This is a genomic window from Burkholderia metallica (assembly GCF_001718555.1).
Taxonomy (GTDB): Bacteria; Pseudomonadota; Gammaproteobacteria; order Burkholderiales; family Burkholderiaceae; genus Burkholderia; species Burkholderia metallica.
Genome location: NZ_CP013403.1, coordinates 862841 through 886923, shown reverse-complemented (window position 1 = coordinate 886923; position 24083 = coordinate 862841). Strand labels below are relative to the sequence as shown.

General features: G+C 68.8%; 20 protein-coding genes. 8 read left to right on the top strand and 12 right to left on the bottom strand.

Annotation, left to right across the window (positions count from 1 at the left end; all coding sequences use genetic code 11):
* Positions 1-12 precede the first annotated feature (12 nt).
* Positions 13-1536, top strand: coding sequence for a MocR-like pyridoxine biosynthesis transcription factor PdxR (pdxR, locus tag WJ16_RS23720; RefSeq protein WP_069259504.1), 1524 nt, complete (start codon positions 13-15; stop codon positions 1534-1536).
* Between the two features lie 15 nt (positions 1537-1551).
* On the opposite strand, the gene WJ16_RS23715 is transcribed toward pdxR, so the two are convergent.
* From WJ16_RS23715 to WJ16_RS23695, 5 genes are all read right to left on the bottom strand, one after another.
* Complete coding sequence (locus tag WJ16_RS23715) at positions 1552-2586, bottom strand: lipase secretion chaperone (RefSeq protein ID WP_069259503.1); 1035 nt, start codon at positions 2584-2586, stop codon at positions 1552-1554.
* A gap of 3 nt (positions 2587-2589) precedes the next feature.
* Entirely contained in the window at positions 2590-3684 is a 1095-nt protein-coding gene (locus WJ16_RS23710) for a triacylglycerol lipase (protein WP_069259502.1), read from the bottom strand.
* Between the two features lie 228 nt (positions 3685-3912).
* Positions 3913-6045, bottom strand: coding sequence for a TonB-dependent copper receptor (locus WJ16_RS23705; protein WP_069259501.1), 2133 nt, complete (start codon positions 6043-6045; stop codon positions 3913-3915).
* 82 nt (positions 6046-6127) lie between these two features.
* A complete protein-coding gene (locus tag WJ16_RS23700; protein ID WP_069259500.1) occupies positions 6128-6496 on the bottom strand; it encodes a DUF2946 domain-containing protein in 369 nt (122 codons plus the stop codon).
* Positions 6497-6651: 155 nt separating this feature from the next.
* Positions 6652-7188 carry a cytochrome b gene (locus WJ16_RS23695; protein ID WP_069259499.1) on the bottom strand — a complete coding sequence of 179 codons (537 nt, stop codon included), beginning with the start codon at positions 7186-7188 and terminating at the stop codon, positions 6652-6654.
* A 226-nt stretch (positions 7189-7414) separates the two neighbouring features.
* Between WJ16_RS23695 and WJ16_RS23690 the strand changes: the two genes are divergently transcribed.
* Positions 7415-8053 carry a Pr6Pr family membrane protein gene (locus WJ16_RS23690; protein ID WP_069261106.1) on the top strand — a complete coding sequence of 213 codons (639 nt, stop codon included), beginning with the start codon at positions 7415-7417 and terminating at the stop codon, positions 8051-8053.
* Positions 8054-8116: 63 nt separating this feature from the next.
* Here the strand turns inward: WJ16_RS23690 and WJ16_RS23685 are convergent, their stop codons facing one another.
* Positions 8117-8851, bottom strand: coding sequence for a peptidoglycan DD-metalloendopeptidase family protein (locus tag WJ16_RS23685; RefSeq protein ID WP_069259498.1), 735 nt, complete (start codon positions 8849-8851; stop codon positions 8117-8119).
* 425 nt (positions 8852-9276) lie between these two features.
* On the opposite strand from WJ16_RS23685, the gene WJ16_RS23680 reads away from it, so the two are divergent.
* Complete coding sequence (locus WJ16_RS23680; protein WP_069259497.1) at positions 9277-9597, top strand: hypothetical protein; 321 nt, start codon at positions 9277-9279, stop codon at positions 9595-9597.
* A 118-nt stretch (positions 9598-9715) separates the two neighbouring features.
* Here the strand turns inward: WJ16_RS23680 and WJ16_RS23675 are convergent, their stop codons facing one another.
* The 5 genes from WJ16_RS23675 to WJ16_RS23655 form a co-directional block, all read right to left on the bottom strand.
* Positions 9716-10060: a DUF4148 domain-containing protein gene (locus tag WJ16_RS23675; RefSeq protein ID WP_069259496.1), complete on the bottom strand. Its 345-nt coding sequence runs from the start codon at positions 10058-10060 to the stop codon at positions 9716-9718.
* A gap of 200 nt (positions 10061-10260) precedes the next feature.
* Positions 10261-11673: an NADP-dependent phosphogluconate dehydrogenase gene (gene gndA / locus WJ16_RS23670; RefSeq protein WP_069259495.1), complete on the bottom strand. Its 1413-nt coding sequence runs from the start codon at positions 11671-11673 to the stop codon at positions 10261-10263.
* A gap of 97 nt (positions 11674-11770) precedes the next feature.
* Positions 11771-12412, bottom strand: a complete 642-nt coding sequence (locus tag WJ16_RS23665) for a DUF938 domain-containing protein (protein ID WP_069259494.1) — start codon at positions 12410-12412, stop codon at positions 11771-11773.
* Complete coding sequence (locus WJ16_RS23660) at positions 12409-13305, bottom strand: NAD-dependent protein deacetylase (RefSeq protein WP_069259493.1); 897 nt, start codon at positions 13303-13305, stop codon at positions 12409-12411. Before WJ16_RS23660 ends, WJ16_RS23665 begins: the two co-directional genes overlap by 4 nt.
* 1068 nt (positions 13306-14373) lie before the next feature.
* The gene (locus tag WJ16_RS23655) at positions 14374-14772 is read right to left on the bottom strand and encodes a lysozyme inhibitor LprI family protein (protein ID WP_069259492.1); all 399 of its coding nucleotides are present in this window, start codon (positions 14770-14772) and stop codon (positions 14374-14376) included.
* A 184-nt stretch (positions 14773-14956) separates the two neighbouring features.
* On the opposite strand from WJ16_RS23655, the gene WJ16_RS23650 reads away from it, so the two are divergent.
* On the top strand, positions 14957-15916 hold the full coding sequence (locus tag WJ16_RS23650) for an LLM class oxidoreductase (RefSeq protein WP_069259491.1): 960 nt from the start codon (positions 14957-14959) through the stop codon (positions 15914-15916).
* 305 nt (positions 15917-16221) lie between these two features.
* Positions 16222-18681 carry a mechanosensitive ion channel domain-containing protein gene (locus WJ16_RS23645; RefSeq protein ID WP_069259490.1) on the top strand — a complete coding sequence of 820 codons (2460 nt, stop codon included), beginning with the start codon at positions 16222-16224 and terminating at the stop codon, positions 18679-18681.
* Positions 18682-18708: 27 nt separating this feature from the next.
* Here WJ16_RS23645 and WJ16_RS23640 read toward each other — a convergent pair whose 3' ends face one another.
* Positions 18709-19542, bottom strand: a complete 834-nt coding sequence (locus WJ16_RS23640; RefSeq protein WP_069259489.1) for a CerR family C-terminal domain-containing protein — start codon at positions 19540-19542, stop codon at positions 18709-18711.
* Positions 19543-19634: 92 nt separating this feature from the next.
* On the opposite strand from WJ16_RS23640, the gene WJ16_RS23635 reads away from it, so the two are divergent.
* The 3 genes from WJ16_RS23635 to WJ16_RS23625 are packed head-to-tail and all read left to right on the top strand — an operon-like array spanning position 19635 to position 23836.
* Positions 19635-20756 (top strand): HlyD family secretion protein, encoded by a 1122-nt coding sequence (locus WJ16_RS23635; RefSeq protein ID WP_069259488.1) that lies wholly within the window; start codon positions 19635-19637, stop codon positions 20754-20756.
* Positions 20749-22335 carry an MDR family MFS transporter gene (locus WJ16_RS23630; protein ID WP_069259487.1) on the top strand — a complete coding sequence of 529 codons (1587 nt, stop codon included), beginning with the start codon at positions 20749-20751 and terminating at the stop codon, positions 22333-22335. The genes WJ16_RS23635 and WJ16_RS23630 overlap by 8 nt, the downstream gene beginning before the upstream one ends.
* A 13-nt stretch (positions 22336-22348) precedes the next feature.
* Positions 22349-23836: an efflux transporter outer membrane subunit gene (locus WJ16_RS23625; protein WP_069259486.1), complete on the top strand. Its 1488-nt coding sequence runs from the start codon at positions 22349-22351 to the stop codon at positions 23834-23836.
* The last annotated feature ends 247 nt before the right edge of the window (positions 23837-24083 follow it).

Below are 24083 nucleotides of genomic sequence, written 5' to 3'. Positions count from 1 at the left end.
AGTAGGACCACTTTGGATACCGTGATCCTCGCCGACTGGCTCTCCGCCCGTCTCGACCGCAGCTCGCCCGAGCCGATGTACCGGCAGTTGCTGCAGCAGATGCAACAGGCCATCCTGACCGGGGAATTGGGGCCAGGAATCAAGCTGCCGAGTTCGCGCACGCTGGCGGCCGACCTGTCGATCGCGCGCAATACCGTGCTGCACGTGTACGACCAGTTGACGGCCGAAGGCTATGTGCTGACGACCACCGGCAGCGGTACCTACGTGGCCGACACGCGGCCGGACGCCGCCGCGATCCACGTGCCGGGCGCCGCGCCGTCGCCGTCGAGCGCCGACGAAGCGCCGCTGCCGGACGCGCAGGGCGGCCTGTCGATGCGCGGCCGGCAACTGATCGAGCACGCCGGCGTGTCGCGGCGCCAGTGGGGGGCGTTCATGCCGGGCGTGCCGGACGTGTCGGAATTCCCGAGCCGGACGTGGAGCCGCCTGCAGGCGCGGCTGTGGAAGGAGGCGAATCCGGAGCTGCTGACCTATGCGCCGGGCGGCGGCTACCGACCGTTGCGGCGCGCGCTCGCCGATTACCTGCGTGTCGCGCGCTCGGTCAAATGCTCGCCGGACCAGGTGATCATCACGACGGGCATCCACCAGTCGATCGATCTCGCGGTGCGGCTGCTGTCCGACATCGGCGATCGCGCGTGGGTCGAGGAGCCGTGCTACTGGGGCGTGCGCAGCGTGTTGCAGGCGGCCGGCCTCGCACTGACGCCGGTGCCGGTCGACCAGGAAGGGCTCGACCCGCGCGCGAGCGACATGCAGCATCCGCCGCGGCTCGTGCTCGTCACGCCGTCGCATCAATACCCGCTCGGGATGGTGATGAGCCTCGCACGGCGCCGGATGCTGCTCGAATACGCACGCCGGCACCGCTGCTGGATCATCGAGGACGACTACGACAGCGAGTTCCGCTACGGCAGCCGCCCGCTCGCATCGCTGCAGGGGCTCGACGACGGCGGTCGCGTGATCTACGTCGGCAGCCTCGGCAAGATGCTGTTCCCGGGGCTGCGGATGGGCTACATGGTCGTGCCCGAGCATCTGGTCGACACGTTCCGCACCGGGTTGTCGGAGCTGTACCGCGAAGGCCAGCTGATGCAGCAGGCCGTGCTCGCCGAATTCATCATGGACGGCCACCTGACTTCGCACGTCAGACGAATGCGCACGCTGTACGGCGAGCGCCGGCAGCTGATGATCGACGCGATCCGCGCGCGCTTCGGCGACGCGCTGCCCGTGATGGGCGACGAGGCCGGCCTGCATCTCGTGCTCGGCCTGCCCGACGCGTGCGACGATCGCGCGGTCACGCAGAGCGCGTTCGACGCGGGCGTGATCGTGCGCCCGCTCACCAGCTACTACAGCAGCGTGGACACCGCGCAGCGCGGCCTGCTGCTCGGCTATGCGTGCGTCGCGCACGAAGGCATCGGGCCCGCGTTCGACACGCTCGCGAATACCATCGAGCAACACCTGCCGCGCGATCTCACGCGCGCGGCATAGCGGCCCGCGCCCACGTTACGGCGTGCCGCCCGCCCCGCGATCGAGCGATGCCGCGCGCACGGCTTCGCCGGGCTTCGTGAACACGCGCTGCCGCAGCGCGGCGATCTGCGCGTCGCGATCCTGCGGCGACAGGCCGGCCGATTCGATCTGCTTGCGCTGCGTCGCATAATCCGCGTAGCGGCTCTGCCACGATGCATCGTCCTGCTGCATCTGCGCGACCCGCGCGGCGGCTTCGGGGCCGAGCGTCTGCGTCAGTTGCGCGCGCATCGCATCCGGCGTCGCGCCGCTCTTCTGCAGTTGCGCGATCTGGTCGATCGCCGCGCGCTGCTGGTCGATGCGCTGCCGCTCGGCGCGTTCGCCGGCCGGCATCTGCTGGTCGAGCGCGGCGAGCCGTTCGGCCTTCTGCGCGTCCGTCAACGCGGGATCCTGCGCGATCTTCAGCCGCGCGAGGTCGTAGCGCTGCCGCCACTGCTCGTCACCGAAGAACGGCTGGCTCCAGTCGCCGAGCGTGCGATACGCGATCGACGCGCGCTGGTCGAGCGCGAGTTGCAACGCGCCCAGGTCGGACTTGTCGACCGCGCCGGCGTCGCGCAGTTTCGCGAGCGCGTCGAGATACGCGCGATACCGGTGCCACACGTCGAGCGCGTCGGCCTGTGCCGCGGTGCCGTCGAGCTGCGCGGCAATCTCGCGCACGACGAACGCGTCGAGCGCGGCCGCGCTCAGGTCGCTCCGCGCGGTCAGGCAATAGTCGAAGAAATCGCGCACCGCGTGCGATTTCGCAAGACGGCCGCCGGCATCGAGCGGCAAGCGCGGCGCACTGGAGCCGGCCAGCGACGGCGGCAATCCCGCGCTGGCCGGCACGGCGGCCTGCGCCGGTGCGGCGGCGGAGCCGCCTGCCGCCGACGCGTCCGGCAACTCGCCGGCGGTACCGGCCCCGCGATGCCAGCCGGCGCCGTTCCACATCGCCACGCTGGCAATCGCCGCCAGCCCCACGACACCGTAGACCACGGCGCGCCGCGCCAGCGGCGCGCGCCCTTCTCGTACCGTCATCGATTACACGCCCGCCAGCTTCAGCCGGTTCGCATGCGTGCGGATCACGGCGACCGGATCTTCCGCATACGCGCCGCGCACGCCGAGCAACTGGTTGATCTCGTCGAGATGGTTCCACTTGTAGCTCGTGCTCAGCACCTTGCCGTACAGCGCACTGCACTTCGACACGAGCCCGTCGTTCTGCCCGGAGCCGCGGTTGATCATCACCGTGCCGGTGCCGAACAGCGCGAGCGTCGACAGGTCCAGCGCATTCGCCGGATCCACGACAGGAATGGTGCTCGTATCCGTCGCCCCGGTGACGCCGAGCACCGACAGCGTCGGCTGGATCGCCGTGCCGGCCCACGAATACAGCAGGTGCGTGCTGCCGCCGACGGTTTCCGTCGGCGCGCCGGTCTGGCAACTGCCCGGCGCACCCAGGCCCGCGCTCGGGTAGTTCTGGTTGTACGTCGCTGCCCGTGCGGTCGTCAGCGTCTGCAGCGCGGCAAGCGCGTCCTGGTTCGTGTTGTGGCTGCTGCTCGTCAGGATGCCGAACACATTGACGAACGCGGCGATCACCGATGACGACAGCCCGGTGGGATCGTAGGCGAGCACGCTCTGCACGAAGTCGGCGAACTCGGAGCCGCGATGCGGCGTGCCGATCGTCGTCACCGACGCGACGAGATCGGGCGCGACGGCCGCGACATAGCGCGACGTGAGACCGCCCTGGCTGTGGCCGACGAGATTGACCTTGGTCGCCCCCGTCGCCGCGAGCACCGTCTTCACGTATGCGAGCAGCTGTTCACCACGCCCGTTCGGGCCGTCGTCGCTCTGGAACCCCGACAGGTTCGCGACGTAGACGGTCGCACCGTTCTTTTGCAGGTCCTCCTGGATACCGTACCAATACTCGAGCACGCCGGCGTACTTGTCGGTACCCGTCAGCCCGTGCACGAGGATGATCGGATAACGCGTCGCCGCGTAGCCGTCGGCGGGCGCGGTCGCCGCCATCGCCGCGTGCGTCGTCGCCAACGTCGTCACGGCGGTCGCCCCCGCGAACGGCGCGATGCTCATCGCGCATGCCACTGCCCCTGCCACCACCCTGGAACGCATCGATCTGGCCATGCATGTTCTCCTGATTATTGTGCTGCCGGTGCGAATGAAGCCCAATCGATCCACACGATGTGTCGCGAACGTCGGAACCACCGCATGCATCGAATGCGGGAGTGAAGCACGAGTCGCGAACGTTTGCGCGCCGACTAGACACGGTTCTCTAATCGGTTGACGCGCCCCGCCCGTTCGGGCGGGGCCGCGTTCATGCGCGCGCATGCTGCAACGCACACGCGCGATGCGTCACAGCTTCGCGCTCACGCGCACCCAGGCGGTACGGCCCGGCTCCATCACCGGCGAGTTCGCCGGATAGCCGAAGCCCGCGTTGCCGGCGAGGTTCAGGTGCTCGGTGTAGGCCTTGTTCAGCACGTTGTCGACGCCAACCGAGATCTGCACGGTCTTGCTGACGTTGTACTGCGTGTGCAGCGACAGCACGCCGAATCCGGCGCTCGGGCCGAAGTCCTTGCCGACCACGTTGCCCTCGTTCAGCGCGTAGCGATGCTGCGGCGCAACGATGCGCCACAGCCCCCCTGCCGACCACGCACCCCGCGTATATTCGAGCCCGATGCGCGCGTCGAGCGGCGGCATCTGCGGCAGCGGATCGCCGCTCGCGACGTTGCGCCCCCACGCATACGCGAGCGACGTCTCGATGCGCAGCGGTGAAACCGGTTTCCACGACACGCCCGCTTCGCCGCCCATGATCTGCGCGTTGACGTTGGTCGCCTGCGTAGTCGGGCCCATCATGCCGGCCGCGTAGTTGAACAGGATGAAGTCCTGCACGTAGCCCGCGTAGGCCGACACCCACGCATCGAGCCGTTCGCTCTTGTATTGCGCGCCGATGTCGAGCTGGGTGGTCTTCTCAGGCTGCACAGCCGAGAACGCGTTGACCGAGCCGGCCGGCCCGCGCTTCGCGGAGAACAGCTCCCAGTAGTCCGGATAGCGCTCCGTATGGCCGACGCCCGCGTACCACGTGACGGGCAGTGACGCGAGGTCGCGCTCGTAGCGAACGAAGCCGCTCGGCAGCACGCGCGTGCGATCGTCGTCGAAGGTCGGATTCGGCTTGCTCATCATCATGCCGCTCGTCGTCGCACGCTTGTCGCGTGCGCTCGCATAGTCGACGCGCGCGCCGCCGATCACGCGCGACACGTCGCTCGCGTACCACGTCAGCTCGCCGAACACGCCCGCGTTCCACATCGTCGCCTGCGCATCCCACGGCATGTCGCCGTAGTTCTGCCGCCCCATCGCCGAGCGCGAGTCGAGCCGGTTCGACTGCGCATCGACGCCCGTCACGAGCTTGAAGTCGTCGGCGAAACGGAACGTCGCGGCCGCGCGCGCGCCGAACGTGCGACGCCGCACCTCCGACGCCATCCGCATCGGCATGCTGCTGGTCGGGTCCGGTTGCCGCAACGTGTAGTTGTCCATCACGTGATCGGCTTCGTTGTAGTACACGCGCGCCTCGATCCGGTCGAGCACGTCGCCGAGATGCTTCTTGTCGAACGACAGGCCGAACGTCTCGCGGCGAAAATGCGCGCCGTCCATGCCGCGCCCCGCGTAGCGCGCATAACCGTCGCCGGTGCCGGCGGTCAGCTCGACGCGCGTATGGTCGTCCGGCGTCCAGCCGAGCGCCGCATCGGTGTTCCACTTGTCCCACTGCGACGGCACGGTGTTGCCGTTGCCGTCCTTGTAGTCCTGCGAATGCGCGTGGTTCGCGCTCACGCGGCCGTAGACGTCCGGCGTGCCGGCCGTCACGTCGATGTTCTGGTCGTTGCGGCCGAACGAGCCGCCGACCACGCTGCCGTCGAAACGCATGCCGGGTTTGTCGAAGCGCGGCGTCACGCGCTCGAACATCACGGTGCCGGCCGACGCGCCGGGACCGTACAGCACCGTCTGCGGCCCCTTCACGACGGTGACCTCGTCGTAGCTCTCCGGTGCGATGTACGACGTGGGCGCATCCATGCGGCCCGGACATGCGCCGAGCGTCGACATCCCGTTCGCCAGGATGTTCAGCCGCGAACCGAACATCCCGCGCAGCACGAGGTCGCCGTTGGTGCCGCCGCTGCGGATCGACGTGAAACCGGGGATCGTCTTCAGGTAATCCGCGCCGTCGCTGGCGGGCAGCGGCTGGCGCGGGGTCTTCGGGTCCGTGACGACGACGAGCGGCGTAGACAGCGGCGACGCGACGACTTCGACGGCCGGCAGCGGCGCGGCCGGGTCGTCGCGCGGCACGCCCGCGGCACGCGCCGTTTCGGCCGCCGCGGCGCTCGCGGCCAGCGCGCCGGCTGCGAGCGCGGGAACGGTGAGTTTCAGCACGCGCGGCATGCGCCGCGCACAGGCATTGCGTGACGCCTGCGGCGCACGCAACTGGAAAATGGTCATGATCGAAAGCCCGAGTGACGCCCTCCACGCGGCCTCGACGGCCCGCACGGATAGCGGCGATGAAAAAAACGGAAACAGCGCGTCAGGCGCGCTCGGGCGGTGCGCGCGGGTACGCGCGCGGATAGCGGTCGGCACGCGCCGCGACGGCAGGCGGCGCGACGGCGGATACGGAAACGACGGAAACGGAAGCGAGTGCCGCGGCGGCAGGCCCGCCGATCGCGGGGCTGTGCGCGAAAAAGCCGCAGTACCCGCACGCATCGAGATGCAGCGCATGATCGTGCAGGCGGCTCGCATCGGGCGACCCGTGCGCGCGATGCTCGGTACCGCAGACGATCGCGTCGGGCGTGGCCGCCTGCGCGACGCGCCACTGCGACACCGGCGGCGCCGCGATCGCGAACCAGATCGCGAGCACGCCGAGCCAGGCGGTCAGGTGACGATGTCGGTGCAGCATGCGCGGCGGCCAGTAAGCGGAATGTAAAAACAGCCGAGATGTTACCGAATGTTCAACGGGCTGACCAGTACGGATGCCGGTAAACGGACCGGGGGCGCATGGTTGTCAACACAACCATGCGCCCCCGCCTGCCGCCTGCTTTCGACACGCGCCGTTCAGGGCGCCATGCGCCGCAGCACGTCGTCGCGCCGGATGAAATGATGGTAGAGCGCGGCCAGCGCGTGCAGCCCGATCACGAAGTAGAACGCATTGCCGAGCAGTTCGTGCGCTTCCTTGATCGTCGGCCGCAGCGCCTTGTCGGGGCCGAACAGCGTGAACGACACGCCGAGCCAGTCGAGCGACACCGGCTTGCCGCCCAGGTTGACCATCATGATGCCGAGCAGCGGCTGCGCGATGATGAACACGTAGAGCGCGACATGCGCAAGTTTCGAGAGCCAGCGCAGCAGCGCCGCCTGCGCAATGGGCTCGGGCACGCGGCTGACGGCGCGCCACAGCACGCGCAGCACCGACAGCACGAGCACGAGCGTGCCGGCGGTGAGATGCACGTTCATCCAGAACACCCGGCTGTCGCTGCCTTTCGGCCCGCGGATCTCGATCGCGAGGTAGGCCAGCGCCACCAGCAGGAAAACCGCCCAGTGGAAGAAGATCGCCGGCGAGCTGTAGCGCGTCTGTTTCGCGAGGATGTTTCTCATGCTTCGTCTCGTGTGGTATGCGGGGAGGAGCGCATGCGGTAACCGGCCGGCCGCCCGGCAGGGCTGCCCCGATTGTAGCCGCACGGGCGCACGGTTTTGCACGACGCGCGCAAATATCCGACGAATCGCAACCCCGCGCCGCACGGCGCGTCATATGGAAAATCCGCATCGCGCGCGCGAACGGCTGTGGCACGATGAAATTTTGGTGCGACGGCGCGCGGGCATCATGAGCAAAGCGTTCTTCGTTGCGGCCTATCGGCTGATCGCCGCGCTGCTCGCGGTATCCACCACGCTGCACAGCGTCGCCAACTACTGGCACCTGCCGGGCTTTCATCTCGGCAACTACCTCAGCTACTTCACGCAACTGAGCAGCCTCTACGCGGCCGCGATGCTCGCGGCCGGGCTCCCGCGCATCACGCGCCCCGGCTCGGCCCGCTACGAATCGATGCGCGGCGCCGCGGTGCTGTACGTGCTGATCACCGCGATCGTCTACGAACTCCTGCTCGCGCGGCTCGATGCGCTGCGTCACGTCACGCCGGCGTTCAACAACTGGGTGCTGCACCGGATCGTGCCGCTCGTCATGCTGTGCGACTGGCTGTACGTGGAGCCGCGCCTGCCGATCCCGCGGCGCAGCGCGTTCGCCTGGCTCGGCTTTCCGGTCGTCTATCTCGGCTATACGCTCGTGCGCGGCTCGCTGGAGAACTGGTATCCGTATCCGTTCGTCGATCCGCGGCCGCACGGCTACCTGCCGGTCGCAATCCAGTGCTCGCTGATCGCGATCGGTGCGGCGGCGCTCGCGCTGGGCATTCGCTGGGTCGGCAATCGCGCGCGACCCTCCGGCGCGGTTACGCTCGGGAAAGGATGAAGCGGGGAATGCTGAAAAGGCGGGCGTGTGCGCCGCCCGGCGCACACGGAGTGACGCGGGCCGTCAGCCGCCGTTGCGCGGCAGGAAGTTCATCGGATCGACGACCTTGCCGTTCTGGCGGACTTCGAACTCGAACGTCGAGCGCCCGCTTGCGTCGGTGCCCATTTCGGCGATCGGCTGGCCCTGGCGCACCGCGTCGCCTTCGTTGACGAGCAACTGGCCGTTGTGTCCATAGGCCGTGATGAGCCCGTTCTCATGCTTCAGGATCACGAGCGGGCCGTAGGCCTTGACGCCCGATCCGGCGTAGACCACACGCCCGGCCGCCGCGGCCCGCACCGAACGGTCGGGCCCGGATGCGGCGATCACGACGCCGCGCGTCTTGCCGGCCGAAAACGGCGTCGCCACGACACCGGTGGCCGGCCACGCGAGCGAACCCGGCTGGGCGGCCGCCGCGGGCGGCTGCCCGGGCTGTGCCGCGGCCGGCGGCGGCGCGACGCGCAGCACCTGGCCCGGATACACGGCATCGGTCGGCGCCATGTGGTTCCAGCTGGCCACGTCCTGCACGCGCTGCCCGTAGGCGCTCGCGACGCCCGCGAGCGTATCGCCCGGATTCACGCGGTAGTAGCCGGCGATCACGCCCGGCGTCGCGGCCGTCGTGGGTGCCGGCTGACGCGTCGGCTGCCAGTTGTCGGTCCATGGCGTCATCGTGCAGCCCGTCAGCGCGATGGCCGCGGCAACGAGCGCCGCCTGCGGCAGCCGGCGCGTCAGCGCATCGTGGATGGGAAAAGTTTCTCTCAAGGGTCCTCCCGGATTTGCGTCGCTGCGCCACCCGCCGCCCCCCGGCGCGCGACGCACGATGTCCGGCCCAACGGCCGGACCAATCAGTATCCGACCGCTCGCGCGGCCGTCAGTTTCCACGGCGGAACGTCGTCGCGAATGGGCTCACCGGCCCCTTTTCCGCGTCGTCCCGACCGGCAAAGATACCATTTGTGGCGGGCAGAGCCGCGACAGAGGCCCGATCCGGCAACAATCTTGCGGCGCCGCAGCAGCGCGCCGGCGGCCTGCAAGCCGCGCCGCGCGGGCCGCCGGGCAGGCTGGACGGGGATTCGCCGCCCGCGTGGCCGCCCTTGCCCGCCGTATCGGTCCCGTCACATTCTCCCCTTCGATCGCCGCCTATACTCGGTGATGCACTGCGCGATCCAACGACAACGAGGAGCATGACAATGAACAACGCGACGTTTCTTTCCGTGCAGCTCAACGCCGACGACTTCTCCGGTTCCAGCGGCCTGGTCGAATTGCTCAACCGGCACCTGCTGTTCGCCACCGACGTCGCCGAGGCGGCCGATGCGCTCGTCCAGCTCGCGAGCGTCGCGCACATGACCGGCGCCACGCGCCACAGCGTCGAGCTGCCGGTGCTCGCGATCGAACGGCTGCGCGAGGCGCTCGACACGTTGAGCGGCTACGACGAAACGTGGCTCCAGGTGCTGGAGCCGGCCGAAGCGCTGTTCCGCGATATCGGGCGCGGCAGACGCCCGCTGCACTGAACCGGCGGCAGGCGCGCGACGCGCGCCGCCAATGAAAACAGCCCGCCGTTCCGGATCACGGAACGGCGGGCTGTTCGTACTTCAGGGGTCGGATCAGGCCGCCGAGGCGGCCGCACCATTAACGACCCTTGTAGATCGGCGCGTCGTCGGCGATGCGCTTGACTTGCCAGCCGGTCTTGGCCTTGGCCGGTGCGCCCGATTCCTGCGCGGCAACCGGTTGTGCGCCGTAGCCGGTGGTATCGGCGGCAGCGACGTTCTGTTGCGGGTTCAGGCGGGCTTCAGCAGCCTGGATACCTTCCGGGTAGTTCGTCCGGTCGCTGCCCAGCTTGTAGCCGGCCTGTTGGACGGCGACGAGGTCGGCCTTCACCTGGGCGCGGGTGACCGGCGCATTCTGTTGGGCGAACGACACGGCGGGAACGGCGAGGACGGCAGCTGCGGCGAACGTTGCGATCAGCGATTTCATGATTACCTCCGGGATTTTTTTGCTCCGCCGCACACACCATGTCTGCAGCGATGGAACAGAGTTTAGTCCCGACGTCCCCTAGGGAAAACCATGAAAGAACGAAAACACTGTTTCCCCGGAGCTAACAATGTCGGCATCCGGGATAGAAAAACCCTATTCAAAGAATAGATTTTCGCAACAATGCCGCCGCCGCCCGACGCTTACGACCAGTTCGCGTGGAAGCTGCCCGGCTTGTCGGTGCGCTCGAACGTGTGTGCGCCAAAGAAGTCTCGCTGCGCCTGCACAAGATTCGCCGGCAGCCGCTCGGAACGGTAGCTGTCGAAGTACGCGACCGCCGACGCGAACGCCGGCACCGGCACGCCGGCCTTCACCGCGGCGACCACGACGTCGCGCAGCGCCGTCTGGTAGTTCGCGGCGATGTCCTTGAAGTACGGGTCGAGCAGCAGGTTCGCGAGCGCCGGGTCTTTCGCATAGGCATCCGTGATCTTCTGCAGGAAGCGCGCGCGGATGATGCAGCCCGCCCGGAAGATCTTCGCGATGGTCCCGAGATCGAGGTTCCAGCCGTACTCTTCGGACGCCGTGCGCAGTTGCGCGAAGCCCTGCGCGTACGAGATCACCTTGCTCAGATACAGCGCGCGGCGCACCGCTTCGATGAACGCGGCGCGATCGCCTGCGAACGGCGCGGCGGCCGGGCCCGACAGGATCTTGCTGGCCGCGACGCGCTCGGTCTTCAGCGACGACAGCACGCGCGCGAACACCGACTCCGTGATGAGCGGCAGCGGCACGCCGAGATCGAGCGCGTTCTGGCTCGTCCACTTGCCGGTGCCCTTCTGCGCGGCGCGATCGAGGATCACGTCGACGAGGTGCTTGCCGGTTTCGTCGTCCTTCTTGCCGAAGATCTTCGACGTGATCTCGATCAGGTAGCTGTCGAGTTCGCCCTGGTTCCATTCGGTGTACACCGCGCCCAGTTCGTCGTTGGTCAGCCCCGCGACGTCCTTCAGCACCGCATAGCTCTCGGCGATCAGCTGCATGTCGCCGTATTCGATGCCGTTGTGGACCATCTTCACGTAGTGGCCCGCGCCGTCCGGGCCCATGTACGCGACGCACGGCTCGCCGTCCGACGGCGCCTTCGCCGCGATCTGCTTGAGGATCGGCTCGACCAGGTCGTACGCGTCGCGCTGGCCGCCGGGCATGATCGACGGGCCGCGCAGCGCGCCCTCTTCGCCGCCCGACACGCCGGTGCCGATGAAGTGCAGGCCCGATTGCGCGAGCTCCTGGTTGCGGCGGATCGTGTCGGTGAAGTGCGTATTGCCGCCGTCGATCAGCACGTCGCCCTTCTCGAGCAGCGGCTTGAGCGAGGCGATCGTCGCGTCGGTCGCTTCGCCGGCCTTCACCATCATCAGGATCCGGCGCGGCGTTTCGAGCGACGCGACGAATTCCTCGAGCGTATGGGTCGGCACCAGATTGCGGCCGGGGAATTCGGCGATCAGTTCGTCGGTTTTCTCGCGGCTGCGGTTGTACACAGACACCGCGTAACCGCGGCTCTCGATATTGAGTGCGAGATTGCGGCCCATCACCGCGAGCCCGATCACACCGATTGCTTGTTTGCCCATTAGTCAATTCTCCGGAAAAAACGGGGCGTGACCCGAGCCGGGTCGCGCGCACAGGCGAAAGGATAGTGGAAACCCGGCGGCGATGCGCGCTTGCGTGTCACTGTTCCGCGTGCGGCAGCCGGCGGAACACGACGCTCAGGTTGTTCGCCGGCATCTCGACCACCTCGATGCAGTCGAGCCCGCGATCGAGGCCGAGCGCGACGACGGTCTCGAGATCGCGCACGCCCCACGACGGGTCGCGGCTGCGCAATTGCAGGTCGAACGCTTCGTTCGACGGCGCCGTGTGCCGGCCCTCGCGGCGATACGGCCCGTACAGGAACAGCACGCCGCCCGGGCGCAGCACGCGCGACGCGCCCGCGAACAGCGCGTCGGTGCAGGCCCACGGCGAGATGTGAATCATGTTGATGCAGACGATTGCATCGAGCGCGTCGAACCGCCATGACGCGTCGCGCACGTCGAATGCGAGCGGCTGCGCGACATTCGCGAGGCCGGCATGCGCGACCCACGCGGCGATCGAGCGGCGTGCCTGCACATCGGGATCGCTCGGCTGCCAGTGCAGGCCCGGCAGCGCCTGCGCGAAGTGGACCGCGTGCTGCCCGGTGCCGCTCGCGATTTCGAGCACGCGGCCGCTCGTCGGCAGCACGCGGCGCAACACGTCGAGGATCGGCCCGCGATTGCGTTCGGCCGCCGGCGCCGACAGCCGCGCGGACGGATCGGGCGACGCTGCCGGGCCGGTCACGACGCTAGCTCCGGTGTATGGCCGGCGAGGCCCAGCCGCGCGGTCAGCGCGCCGAGCGCGGGCGCGCAGCGCGCCTCGATCTTCAAGGTCAGCATCGGATCGGCGCGCGTATGGCCGAGATTGAGCGCGGCGACCGGCTTGTGCCGCGCCTGCGCCCACACGCAGAAGCGGTAACCGGAATACACCATCAGCGACGAGCCGACGACGAGCAGCGCATCGGCCGCGTCGAGCGCCTGCGACGCGAGCGCCACGCGCTCGCGCGGCACGTTTTCGCCAAAGAACACGACCGCCGGCTTCAGCAACCCGCCGCACGCGGGGCACGCCGGGATGCGGAACGTGTCGAGCGCGGCCCATTCGAGGTGCGCGTCGCCATCCGCGGCCGGCTCGGCCTGCGCGCCCAGCAGCTCGGGATTGTCGGCCTCGAGCATCAGTTGGATCGTCGCGCGCGCATGCCGCGCGCCGCAGTCGAGGCACGTGACGCCGTCGATGCCGCCGTGCAGCTCGATCACGTCGCCGCTGCCCGCGCGCTGGTGCAGCCCGTCGACGTTCTGCGTGACGAGACGCTCGATCCGCCCCGCGCCGCCGAGCCGCGCCAGCGCGACGTGCGACCCGTTCGGCTGCGCACGGCCCACGACGGGCCAGCCGATCATGCTGCGCGCCCAGTAGCGACGGCGCGCGGCATCGGAGCCGAGGAATTCGTGGAGCTGGATCGGCGGCGAGCGCATCCACTGGCCGTTGCGGTCGCGATAGCCGGGAATGCCGGAGTCGGTGCTGATACCCGCACCCGTCAGCACCAGCAGGCGCGGATGACGCTCGACGAACGTGTGCAGCGCATCGAGAGCGGCCGGGTCGACGTCGGTGCTCGAGGAGTCGTGGTGGGCTTTGTCGTTCATGTTCTCAACGCGTGATCGGGCGCGCCGGCAAACCGTGCGCCCGCACGGGCGGCCAGGCACGCCAGCACATGATACAGAACGCCGCGCGATCGGGCCGGGGGCGCGCGTCGCACACCGGCGCGCAAAAAAAGACGCCCATCCGCCACTCGGCGATGGGCGCTTCAACAATTGATCCATCGGGGTAGTGGATCAACTGACAGCACGATTTCGCGGCGTCCGCCATACCGCCGGCGGCGAACGCTTCCCCTGGACTGCATGTGTTCCGCGATGCCGAACGCATCGATGCGCGCAGGCTTTCCGCTGCGATCCGGGCCGGACCCGCCGCGCCGACGCGATGCACGGCGCACGCACGCGGGCGCCGCGCGACGACTCGCGTTGCGCGCGGCGGCATGACGATCCGGGATCCGGGCCATCCCAACGCATTCGACGTTCGTCCCCGACGGCCGACAGGCACCCGTCGGCCTCGTGCGCCACACCTGCACGTCGTCGTTCAGAACGAACCCGATTGCTCGGATGGAACGGAAAGCCGCGCGCTCAGGTCGCCTCGATCGAAGGCGAAGCGAATATCCTGGCAGGTCGGCGATTCATGTTTGCAACACGACACGTTGCGATTCGGTCTGTTCTCATTCTCTTGTCCCCGTCTCCGATACGTCCGACCCACTGAAGCGATCGCCGGACCGACTGCGTCCGCGACCGCGCTCACGGCCCGTACAGATATGCAAGGAGCGCACCATGCTTCATGCCGCAAGGCCGCGCGGGTCGAGGCGGCGCGATCGACGCGAATCGCGCACCGACGGGCCGCGCGAACGTTTCGAAACTGAAACGCGTGCCGGATCAGCGGGCGTCGGCCGGGCGCGCCGACAGGTCGTGCCGGCCCGGCCCGCGCGGGCGGCGCGGCGTTGCATCAACGCGACTGCCGGTCGGCTTACAATCGCCCCACGGTGCCGCGCACCCTTGAACGGGTCGCATGCGCCGCGCGTCACGACGCGTGGTGTCGCGCCTCGGCCTCGCGCTGCGCGGCACGACGCTGCGGATCGCGTAGCACCGTGGCCGCCGCGACACCGCCACTCAACGAAAGGCTTCGATCACCTTGATGCGGCGCTCGGTTTCGTCGACGAAGCAACTGTCGACCTCCACGAGCCCGAGCGTGCCGCCCGCATCGGGCTGGCGCGCCTCCGCGCATGCGGCATCCCGCATCTTGAGCCAGCGGCGTTCGTCGTTGCGCAACCGCGTCTTGCCCTGCTCGTCCAGGCTCGCCATCTTCGTCTTGTAGACGGCATTCAAGCGCCGGTCGGCCGCGCCGTATTTCAGCGCGAGGCAATTGCGGATGTCGGCCGTGTAGCCCGTCTCCTCGGCGGTCTTGCAGACGGCGGCGCGCGCCGCGTCGTCCGCACGCGCGTCAGTCGTGAGCGCGAACAGCAGCGCGCTCGCCGCCAGACCGATCGCCGTGTGTCGAAGCGTGTTCATCCGGATGCGTTGTTTTCAATGACGGAAGGCGTCGATTATGCCCGGCCGGCTGCCTGCATGGCTGTCGTCGTCTCGACATGCGCCCGTCACCGCGCATGCCGTGCCGCGCAACCGGGATGCAAACACGCTAGCATTCGGACACGCAACGTCGCACGTTCGCTTCGCCTGCCTCCAAGGACCCGACATGACCACGCCCGCCCCTGCCCGCCCCGACGTCGCGCACCGCGTCTTTTCGGCCGGGCAGCTGTCGATCGGCCTCACGCTTCCGCTGCTTCGCGCGGGCCATATCGTCGCCGACTTCGACGAGCAGCTCGAGCTGGCGGCCCTGGCCGACACGCTCGGCTTTCGCGCGCTGTGGATTCGCGACGTGCCGCTGAACAGCGCCGACTACCCCGACCCGGTCGGGCACCTCGATCCGTGGGTCCTGCTCGGCGCGCTGGCGGCGCGCACACGCCGGATCGTGCTCGCAAGCGGCGCGATCGTGCTGCCGCTGCGTCATCCGCTGCATATCGCGAAAGGCGCGCTGTCGGTCGCGACGCTGTCGGGCGGACGCTTCATCCTCGGGCTCGGCTCCGGCGACCGGCCGCCCGAATATGCGGCGTTCGGCGTCGATCCGGACACGCGGCGCGACCGCTACCGCGCGCACTGGGACGTCGTCGCGGCCGCGCTCGGCGTGCCGTCGCGCGTGGTTCCCGACGAAGCGCCGCCCGATGCGCCCGAATTCACGCTGCTGCCGCGCGGCGCCGACGCGGTGCCGATGCTGGTGGTCGGCTCGGGTGGCCAAAGCGTCGACTGGATCGCGCGGCACTCGATCGGCTGGATGACGTACCATCGCGATCCGGATACGCAGCGCGCACGCTATTCGATGTGGCGCGCGGCGGTCGACCGGCTCGCGTCGCCGGCCTTTCGCGCGTTCGGCGTGTCGATGCGACTCGACCTCGCCGCGAATCCCGATGCGCCGGCCACCGCGTTGCCGCTCGGCTATGCAACCGGACGCCGCGCATTGATCGATATCCTGCAGGACATGCGCGCGGCGGGCACGCATCACGTCACGCTGAATCCTGGGACGGACCGCCCCATGCGCGAAGTCATCGAAGAAATCGCACGATACGTTCTGCCGATATTTCACGACGGACAAACCTGATCGCGCAGGACTCCGTATTAATTCGATGCGGCGCGATGCGATGAACGCGACACTCGCCATTGTCGACCGGAAAAAGTTACAAATACATTTCATTTCGACGATCACGGTGCCGTGATTCATCCGGATGTCTACCGTCCGCGTCCATACATGACCGCATCAACGCCCCCACCGCAAACGTCCGCGCTGCGTCGGGCAGGCCCGATTCGGGCGATCGTCGACGGAACTATTCGGTTCCGATCGCGATCATGTTAACTTCCGTCCATCGTTCAGCCTAGCGGGCCGATGCGCGCCCGCATGCCCACCCCATGCGACATGTCCTCCTCGGCTGGCTGCTCGCCGCCGTCGTCTCGGCCGCCCACGCGGCCGCTCCCGCCCCGGCCGCCGCGCCGGCCGCTTCCGGCGCCGCGCCCGCGCTGACGCCGCAACAGGCACAGCAGGCACTCAATGTGCTCCAGAATCCGCGCGAGCGCGCCCAGGTCGAAACGACGCTGCGCGCCATCGCGGCCGTCGGTGCGCTGAACACGCCCGCGGTCGCGGCAAGCGATGCGGCGGCCGCCAGCAGCGCGCCTGCGGCCGCGGCCCCGGCCGCGCTCACGTCGAACGGGCTCGCGTCGATGCTGGTGCGGCAGGGATCGCGCTGGACCATCGAAATCGGCGGTGCGCTGAAGGAATCGCTGCACTCGCTCCTCGATATCGGCTCGGTCGGAAGCTGGTGGCGCGAGAAACTGGTCCGCGCCGACGAACGCGCGGATCTTGCGCAAGCGCTCTGGATCATCATCGCGGTGCTCGTGCCCGCGCTCGCCGTCGAATGGCTCGCGAAGCGGCTGTTGCGACGCGCGCTGGCCACAGTGGCCGCGCGGCGGGCCGGCGCGTCGCACGGCACCGCGCCGGACTCCGTTGCACCGGAGCGCGTTGTACCGAACTCCGTTACGCCCGATGACGACGCCCCGCCGGATACCCCCGACGCCGCGCCCGCATCGTCGCAGGCCCGCGGCCACGCGCGTCGCCACACCACGCTGCTGCACCGGATGCCGCGCGCGCTCGTCAGTCTCGCGTTGCGCGCCGTGCCGCTGCTCGTGTTCGTCGGCGTCGCGAGCCTGACGATGTCGATGATCGCCGATACGGATACCCCGATCGAATCGGCGCTCGAAGCGCTGATCGACATCTACGTGATCTGCCGGCTCGTGACGATCGTCAGCCGGCTGTTCTTCCAGCCCGATGCGCGGCAGTTGCGGCTGCTGCACATCAGCGATGCGTGGGCCGGCTTCGCGCAACGCTCGATCGCGCGAATCGCGATCGTGGTCGGCGCGTGCACGGCCGTGGTCGAGATCGCCGCGAACTTCGGCCTGACCGACGCCGGCCACGTCGCGCTGCTGAAAGCGGTCGCGCTCGTCGCGCACCTGATGGTTTCGGCGCTGATCCTGCAGTGCCGCAGGCCGGTCGCCGCGCGCATCCGCGCGGCCGGCGACGACCGTCCGTCGGTCGCGATGATCGCCAACGCGCTCGCGGACGCGTGGGCGCCCGTCGCGGTATTCATCGTGATGGCGCTGTGGTTCGTGTGGGCGCTCGACGTCCACAACGGCTACCGCGTGCTGATCACGCTCGGCGGCCGCTCGATCGCCGTGATGATCTTCATGCGGATCGTGTCGATCGTCGTGTTCGGCGCACTCGCACGCGTGTTCCAGCGCCGCGACGAAGACCGCACGCTCGTCCATCTGCACGCATACCGCTACTACCCGCTGCTGCGTCAGTTCGTGTCGGGCGCGATCGGCATCGTCACCGTCGTGCTGCTGTTGCAGATCTGGGGCGTACCGATCTTCCGCGCGTTCGAAACCGGCACGATCGGTCACCGGCTCGCGTCGGCGCTGGTGACGATCGCCATCGCGGCCATCGTCGCGCTCATCGTGTGGGAAGCCGCGAACATCGCGATCGAGCGCCGGCTGCAGCGCTGGACGCGCGAAGGCAATCTCGTGCGCGCGGCGCGGCTGCGCACGCTGCTGCCGATGCTGCGCTCGCTGCTGTTCGTGATGATCGCGCTCGTCGTCGTGCTGACGGGCCTCAGCCAGCTCGGCGTGAACGTCGGCCCGCTGCTGGCCGGCGCCAGCATCTTCGGCGTCGCGCTCGGCTTCGGCTCGCAGAAGCTCGTGCAGGATTTCATCACCGGGATCTTCCTGCTGATGGAGAACGCGATGCAGGTCGGCGACTGGGTCACGCTCGCCGGCGTGTCCGGCACGGTCGAGTACCTGTCGATCCGCACCGTGCGGCTGCGCGCCGGCGACGGGTCGCTGTACACGATCCCGTTCAGCTCGGTGACGACCGTCAACAACACGAATCGCGGGCTCGGCAACGCAGCCGTCAAGATCAGCATTGCCTACGGCGAGGATATCGATCGCGCGATCGCGACGCTGAAGGAGATCGGCGCCGCGTTGCGCGACGACCCGAAATACCGCGACGGCATCCTGTCGGACTTCAGCTACTGGGGTATCGACCAGGTCGACGGCGCGGCGATCGCGCTGGCCGGACAGATGCAATGCACGGACTCGACGCGCTGGAGCGTGCAGCGCGAATTCAACCGGCGGATCGCGGAGACGTTCCGCGAACGCGGCATCCGGATCGCCAATCCGCAGCGCAGCGTCATCGCGTACGCGGACGGGTCACGGGCGGGCGGCGATGACGAAAACGGCAGCAACGGCGGCAACGGCCACGCGGCCGAACCGACGGCCCGGCCGCCGTCGCCCGCCGCACCGGCGCGCAAGCCGGGCTGACCGGCCCGAGCCGACGTCGCGCCGCGTTCAACGCGCGGCGGGCTTGCTCACGCGCCGGGTGCGCTTCGCGGCGGGCGTCGACGCCCCCGCCTTCGCGTTGCGTTTCGACGCCGCGCCCTGCCCGCGCGTCGAGCCGGCTTTCGGGCCGGCAGCCGATGCGTCGCGCTGCGCGTTCCATTGCTCGAGCAGCACGCGCGTCTGGTCGGCGATCGTGTCGATCAGCAGTGCCGCACGCTCGCCCTCGAACGCTTCCCATCCGAGCAACTGCAGCGCCGAGCGCTGCGCGATGTGGAACACCGTGATCTGCCCGAACAGGCTCAGCGCACGCAAGCGCGTGACGGGGTCGTCGGCCGGCCGGCCCGAGATGCGGCCGATCAGTTCGGCGCTCACGTCGTTGAGCGGCTTGCGCATGCGCGTCATCAGGATTTCGCTCGCGCTCGCCGGCTCCTGGCCGACTTGCTCGCGCGCGAAGAACATCCGCTGGTTCAGCGTCTTCGGCGCGGTGAACATCCGGTCCGACAGCGCGCGCAGCAGCCCGACGAACGCGTCGATCAGCACGTCGACGTCCGCATCCGCATCGAGCATCGCCCACGCATGGCCGACCGACGGCGCGAACACCTCCCAGCCGTGCTCCGCGATCGTTTCCACGCACGCGCGGTACACGCCTTCCTTGTTTTCGAAGTAGTACTGGAGCGCCGGCGCGTTCACGCCGGCCATCGCGGCGATCTCGCGCGTCGACGCGCCCGCGAACCCGCGCTCGCCGAACAGTTCGATCGCCGCCTCGATGATCCGCTGGCGCGTTTCGTCGCCGCGAGCGTAACCGCCCGCCGACGTGCGGCGCAGCTTCTTCGCTTCGTTCATGCCGTCCTCGTCATTCGATCGATCGACATTCTACTTGACACAATTCTATCAACTGGAATAATTCTTCCACTTGGAATAAATTGGATCCCAGCATGTCGACGCAGCAAGAGCCGCCACAGAAAGCAGATCGTCAGGAACCCACAACAATGCCGCGCAACGGCAACGGATCGAAGCGGCGCATCCTGCTCGTCGTCGCGGTGCTCGCGGCCATCGGCGGCGCCGTGTGGCTGGGCCGCTGGTGGACGGTCGGCCGCTTCATCGAAAGCACCAACGACGCGTACCTTCAGGCGGACAGCATGACGGCCGCGCCGAAGGTCGCCGGCTACGTGACCGATGTCTACGTGCGCGACAATCAGGCTGTGAAGGCCGGCGATCCGCTCGTGCGGCTCGACGTGCGCCAGTACCAGGTCGCGCTCGCGCAATCGCTCGCGACCGTCGACGCGCGCCGCGCGGATATCGCTCGCGCCGAGGCCGATATCAGCCAGCAGCGCGCGAATCTCGAGCAGGCCACTGCGCAGGCGAAGGTATCGCGGATCAACGCGCAGCACGCCAGCGACGAATACGCGCGCTATGCGCCGCTCGCGGCGACCGGCGCCGAGACGCACGAACGCGTGGCCGACCTGAAGAGCACGCGCGACCAGGCAGCCGCGACGCTCGCCGCGAACGATGCGTCGATCGCCGCCGCGCGCACGCAGATCGCATCGTTCACCGCGCAGCTCCAGCAGGCGCGCGCGCAGCTCGAGGCCGCGCAGGCCAGCGCCGCGCAGGCCCAGCTCGACCTCGACAACACGATCGTGCGCAGCACCCTCGCGGGCCGCGTCGGCGATCGCACGGTGCGCGTCGGTCAATACGTGCAGCCCGGCACGCGGCTGCTGACCGTGGTGCCGGTCGACTCGATCTACCTCGTCGCGAACTTCAAGGAAACGCAGATCGGCAACATGCGCATCGGCCAGCCCGTCGAGCTGCACGTCGATGCGCTGCCGGACGGCACGCTGTCCGGCGTCGTCGACAGCTTCGCACCCGGCACCGGCGCGCAGTTCGCACTGCTGCCGCCCGAGAATGCGACCGGCAACTTCACGAAGATCGTCCAGCGCGTGCCGGTGCGCATCCGCCTCGCGGCGAACGCGCGCGCGCAGCGCATGCTGCTGCCGGGGCTGTCGGTGACGGTCGACGTCGATACGCGCTCGGCCCGCGACGAGACGCATCATGGCTGAACCGTCCGCCACGATGCCCGCGCCGCCGCACGAAGGCCGCGCGAGCGTGACCGACTGGATCGCGGTCGCGGCCGGCGCGCTCGGCGCGCTGATGGCGACGCTCGACATCTCGATCACGAACTCCGCGCTGCCGCAGATCCAGGGCGAAATCGGCGCGACCGGCACCGAAGGCACGTGGATCTCGACCGGCTACCTGATGTCGGAGATCGTGATGATCCCGCTCGCCGCGTGGCTCACGCGCGTGTTCGGGCTGCGCAATTTCCTGCTGACGAACTCCGCGCTGTTCATCGCGTTCTCGATGATGTGCGGCTGGTCGCATTCGCTGCCGATGATGATCGCGGGCCGGATCGGCCAGGGCTTCACCGGCGGTGCGCTGATCCCCACCGCGCAGACCATCATCCGCACGCGGTTGCCACTGTCGCAGTTGCCGGTCGGCATGACGCTGTTCGGCCTGATCGTGCTGCTCGGGCCGCTGTTCGGCCCCGTGCTCGGCGGCTGGCTCGCGGAGAACGTGAGCTGGAGCTGGTGCTTTTTCCTGAACCTGCCGGTGTGCCTGCTGCTGATGGCACTGCTGTGGTTCGGACTGCCGTCGGACCGCCCGCAGTGGAACACGTTCTTCAATGCCGACTGGCTCGGAATCGCCGGCCTCGCGATCGGGCTGAGCTCGCTCACCGTCGTGCTCGAGGAAGGTCAGCGCGAACGCTGGTTCGAATCGCAGATGATCGTCACGCTGAGCGTCGTGTCGCTGTTCGGCATGATCCTGATCGCGCTGTCGCAGATCTTCGCGAAGCGGCCGATCATGCGGCTGTCGCTGATGCGCAACCCCCGCTACGCGAGCGTAATCGTGATCGTGTCCGCGGTCGGCGCGGGGCTGTACGGCGTGTCCTACCTGCTGCCGCAGTTCCTCGCGATCGTCGCCGGCTACAACGCGGAACAGGCGGGCGCGATCATGCTGCTGTCGGGGCTGCCGGCATTTCTCGTGATGCCGATCCTGCCGCGCCTGCTCGGCAAGGTCGATTTCCGCATCCTCGTGATCTCGGGGCTGCTGCTGTTCTGCCTGAGCTGCATGCTCGACATCAGCCTGACCGCGCAGAGCGTCGGCCACGACTTCGTATGGTCGCAACTGATCCGCGGCGTCGCGCAGATGCTCGCGATGATGCCGCTCAACCAGGCGTCGATGGCCGCCGTCGCGCGCGAAGACTCGGGCGATGCGGCCGGGCTCTACAACATGGCGCGCAATCTCGGCGGCTCGATCGGGCTCGCGATCATCGGCACCGTGATCGATCGGCGTACGACCTTCCACACGGCCGCGCTGCGCGAATCGGTCACCGCCAACTCGCTGATCGGGCAGGACCGGCTGTCGGCCTACGCGGCCAACTGGTTCGCGCACACCGGCGACCTCGCGTATTCGAACATGCGCGCACTCGGACAACTGGCGCAGCAGATCCAGATCCAGGCCGTCGTGATGACCTATTCCGAAACCTTCTATCTGCTGGGCCTGGCGCTGCTCGCCTGCGTACCGCTCGCGCTGCTGCTGAGAACGCCGCGCGGGCCGCAACCGATGTCGTCCGGCCACTGAACCGTCTTACGCGATGAAACCCTTGTCCCTGCCCCGCCGCCCCGCGCTCACGCTGTGCGCGGCCGCGTGCCTGCTCGCCGGCTGCACGGTCGGCCCCGACTATCGCGGCGCGCCCGCCGCACCGGATGCGCCCGTCTTCGTGCGCGCGCCGGCCTCCGGCGTCGACGCCACCGCGCCCGCGCCGAGCGCGTGGTGGCACGCGCTGAACGATCGCCAGCTCGACGAGCTGATCACAGCCGCACTCGTGTACAACCCCGATCTGCACGCCGCGCAGGCGCGCCTGCGCGCGGCGCGTGCGCAGCTCTCGCAACAGCGTGCGGCGCAGTTGCCGAAATCGTCGGCCACCGTCGCCGCCATCCGCACGCGCGAACCGGACATCGGCGCGCTCGGTTCGCTGCTGCCGTCGAACGGCTCGAACCAGTCGGGCGGCACGTCGCCGACGCCTGGCGGCTCGGGCCCGCTTCAGCTCTATTCGGCCGGCTTCGATGCAACCTGGGAAATCGACCTGTTCGGCGGCACGCGCCGCGCGGTCGAAGCCGCGTCCGCGCAGGCGGAAGCGGTCGACGCCGATCTCGCCGATACGCAGGTATCGATCGCGGCCGAAGTCGCGAACGCGTACGTCGACCTGCGCGACCAGCAGCAGCGGCTTGCACTGTCGCGGCGTACCGCCGAGTTGCAGCAGAAGATGCTCGAACTCACGCAGCAGCGCCGCGCACGCGGCGTCGCCGCCGATGCCGACATCGAACGCCTGACGACCCAGGTCGAAAACACGCGCGCGTCGCTGATCCCGCTCGACGCGCAGGTAACGGAGTCGCTCGACCGGCTCGCGATCCTGACGGGCCGCGCGCCCGGCGCGCTCGACGCGGCGCTGTCGACCGCGGCCCCCCCGCTGCCGACGCTGCCCGCCAGCGTGGCGATCGGAGACCCGGCCACGCTGCTGAAACAGCGCCCCGACATTCGCGCGGCCGAGCGTCGGCTCGCATCGAGCAATGCGCAGATCGGCGAGCATGTCGCCGACTATTTCCCGAAGGTGACGCTGCTCGGCGATCTCGGTTTCAGCGCGACCGACCCGGGGCATCTGTTCCGCAAGCAGAACTTCAACTGGGTCGGTGCGCCGTATCTGCAATGGAACATTCTCGACTTCGGGCGCACGCGCGGCGCGGTGCGCGCGGCCGAGGCATCGCGCGACGAAGCGGAAGCGAACTATCAGAAGGCCGTGCTCGGCGCGTTGCAGGATGCGAACACCGCATTGCAGCGCTACGGGCACCAGCGCGAGCACGTCGTCGCGCTCGCCAGGGTGCAGACGTCGGCCGTGCATTCCCGGTCGCTGATGGATGAGCGTTATCGCGCGGGCGTCGCCTCGATGATCGACCTGCTCGATACGCAACGCGAAACGCTGGCCGCGCAGCAGAACGTGATCGCCGGGCAAGCCGAACTGATCAAGGACTACGTGTCGCTGCAGAAGAGCCTCGGGCTCGGGTGGCAGACCGGCGCGGGTTGACGACGAGGGAATCGGTGCCGCGCGGCCGGGTCTGGCGACGCTGGCGCGGCACAGATGCCCGCAACGCGGATCGCACGACACAACGACTCATTGCGCACGCAACAATATTTGTTCGCTGCACCAACAACGACGGGGCGCGCACCGCATCGATGCCGATACTATCGGCTGCATACCCAATATCAATTAGCCAATCATCTGACGATCTCTTCTAATTCAACCGGTTTCCCCACCACCGATCGGATTCAAG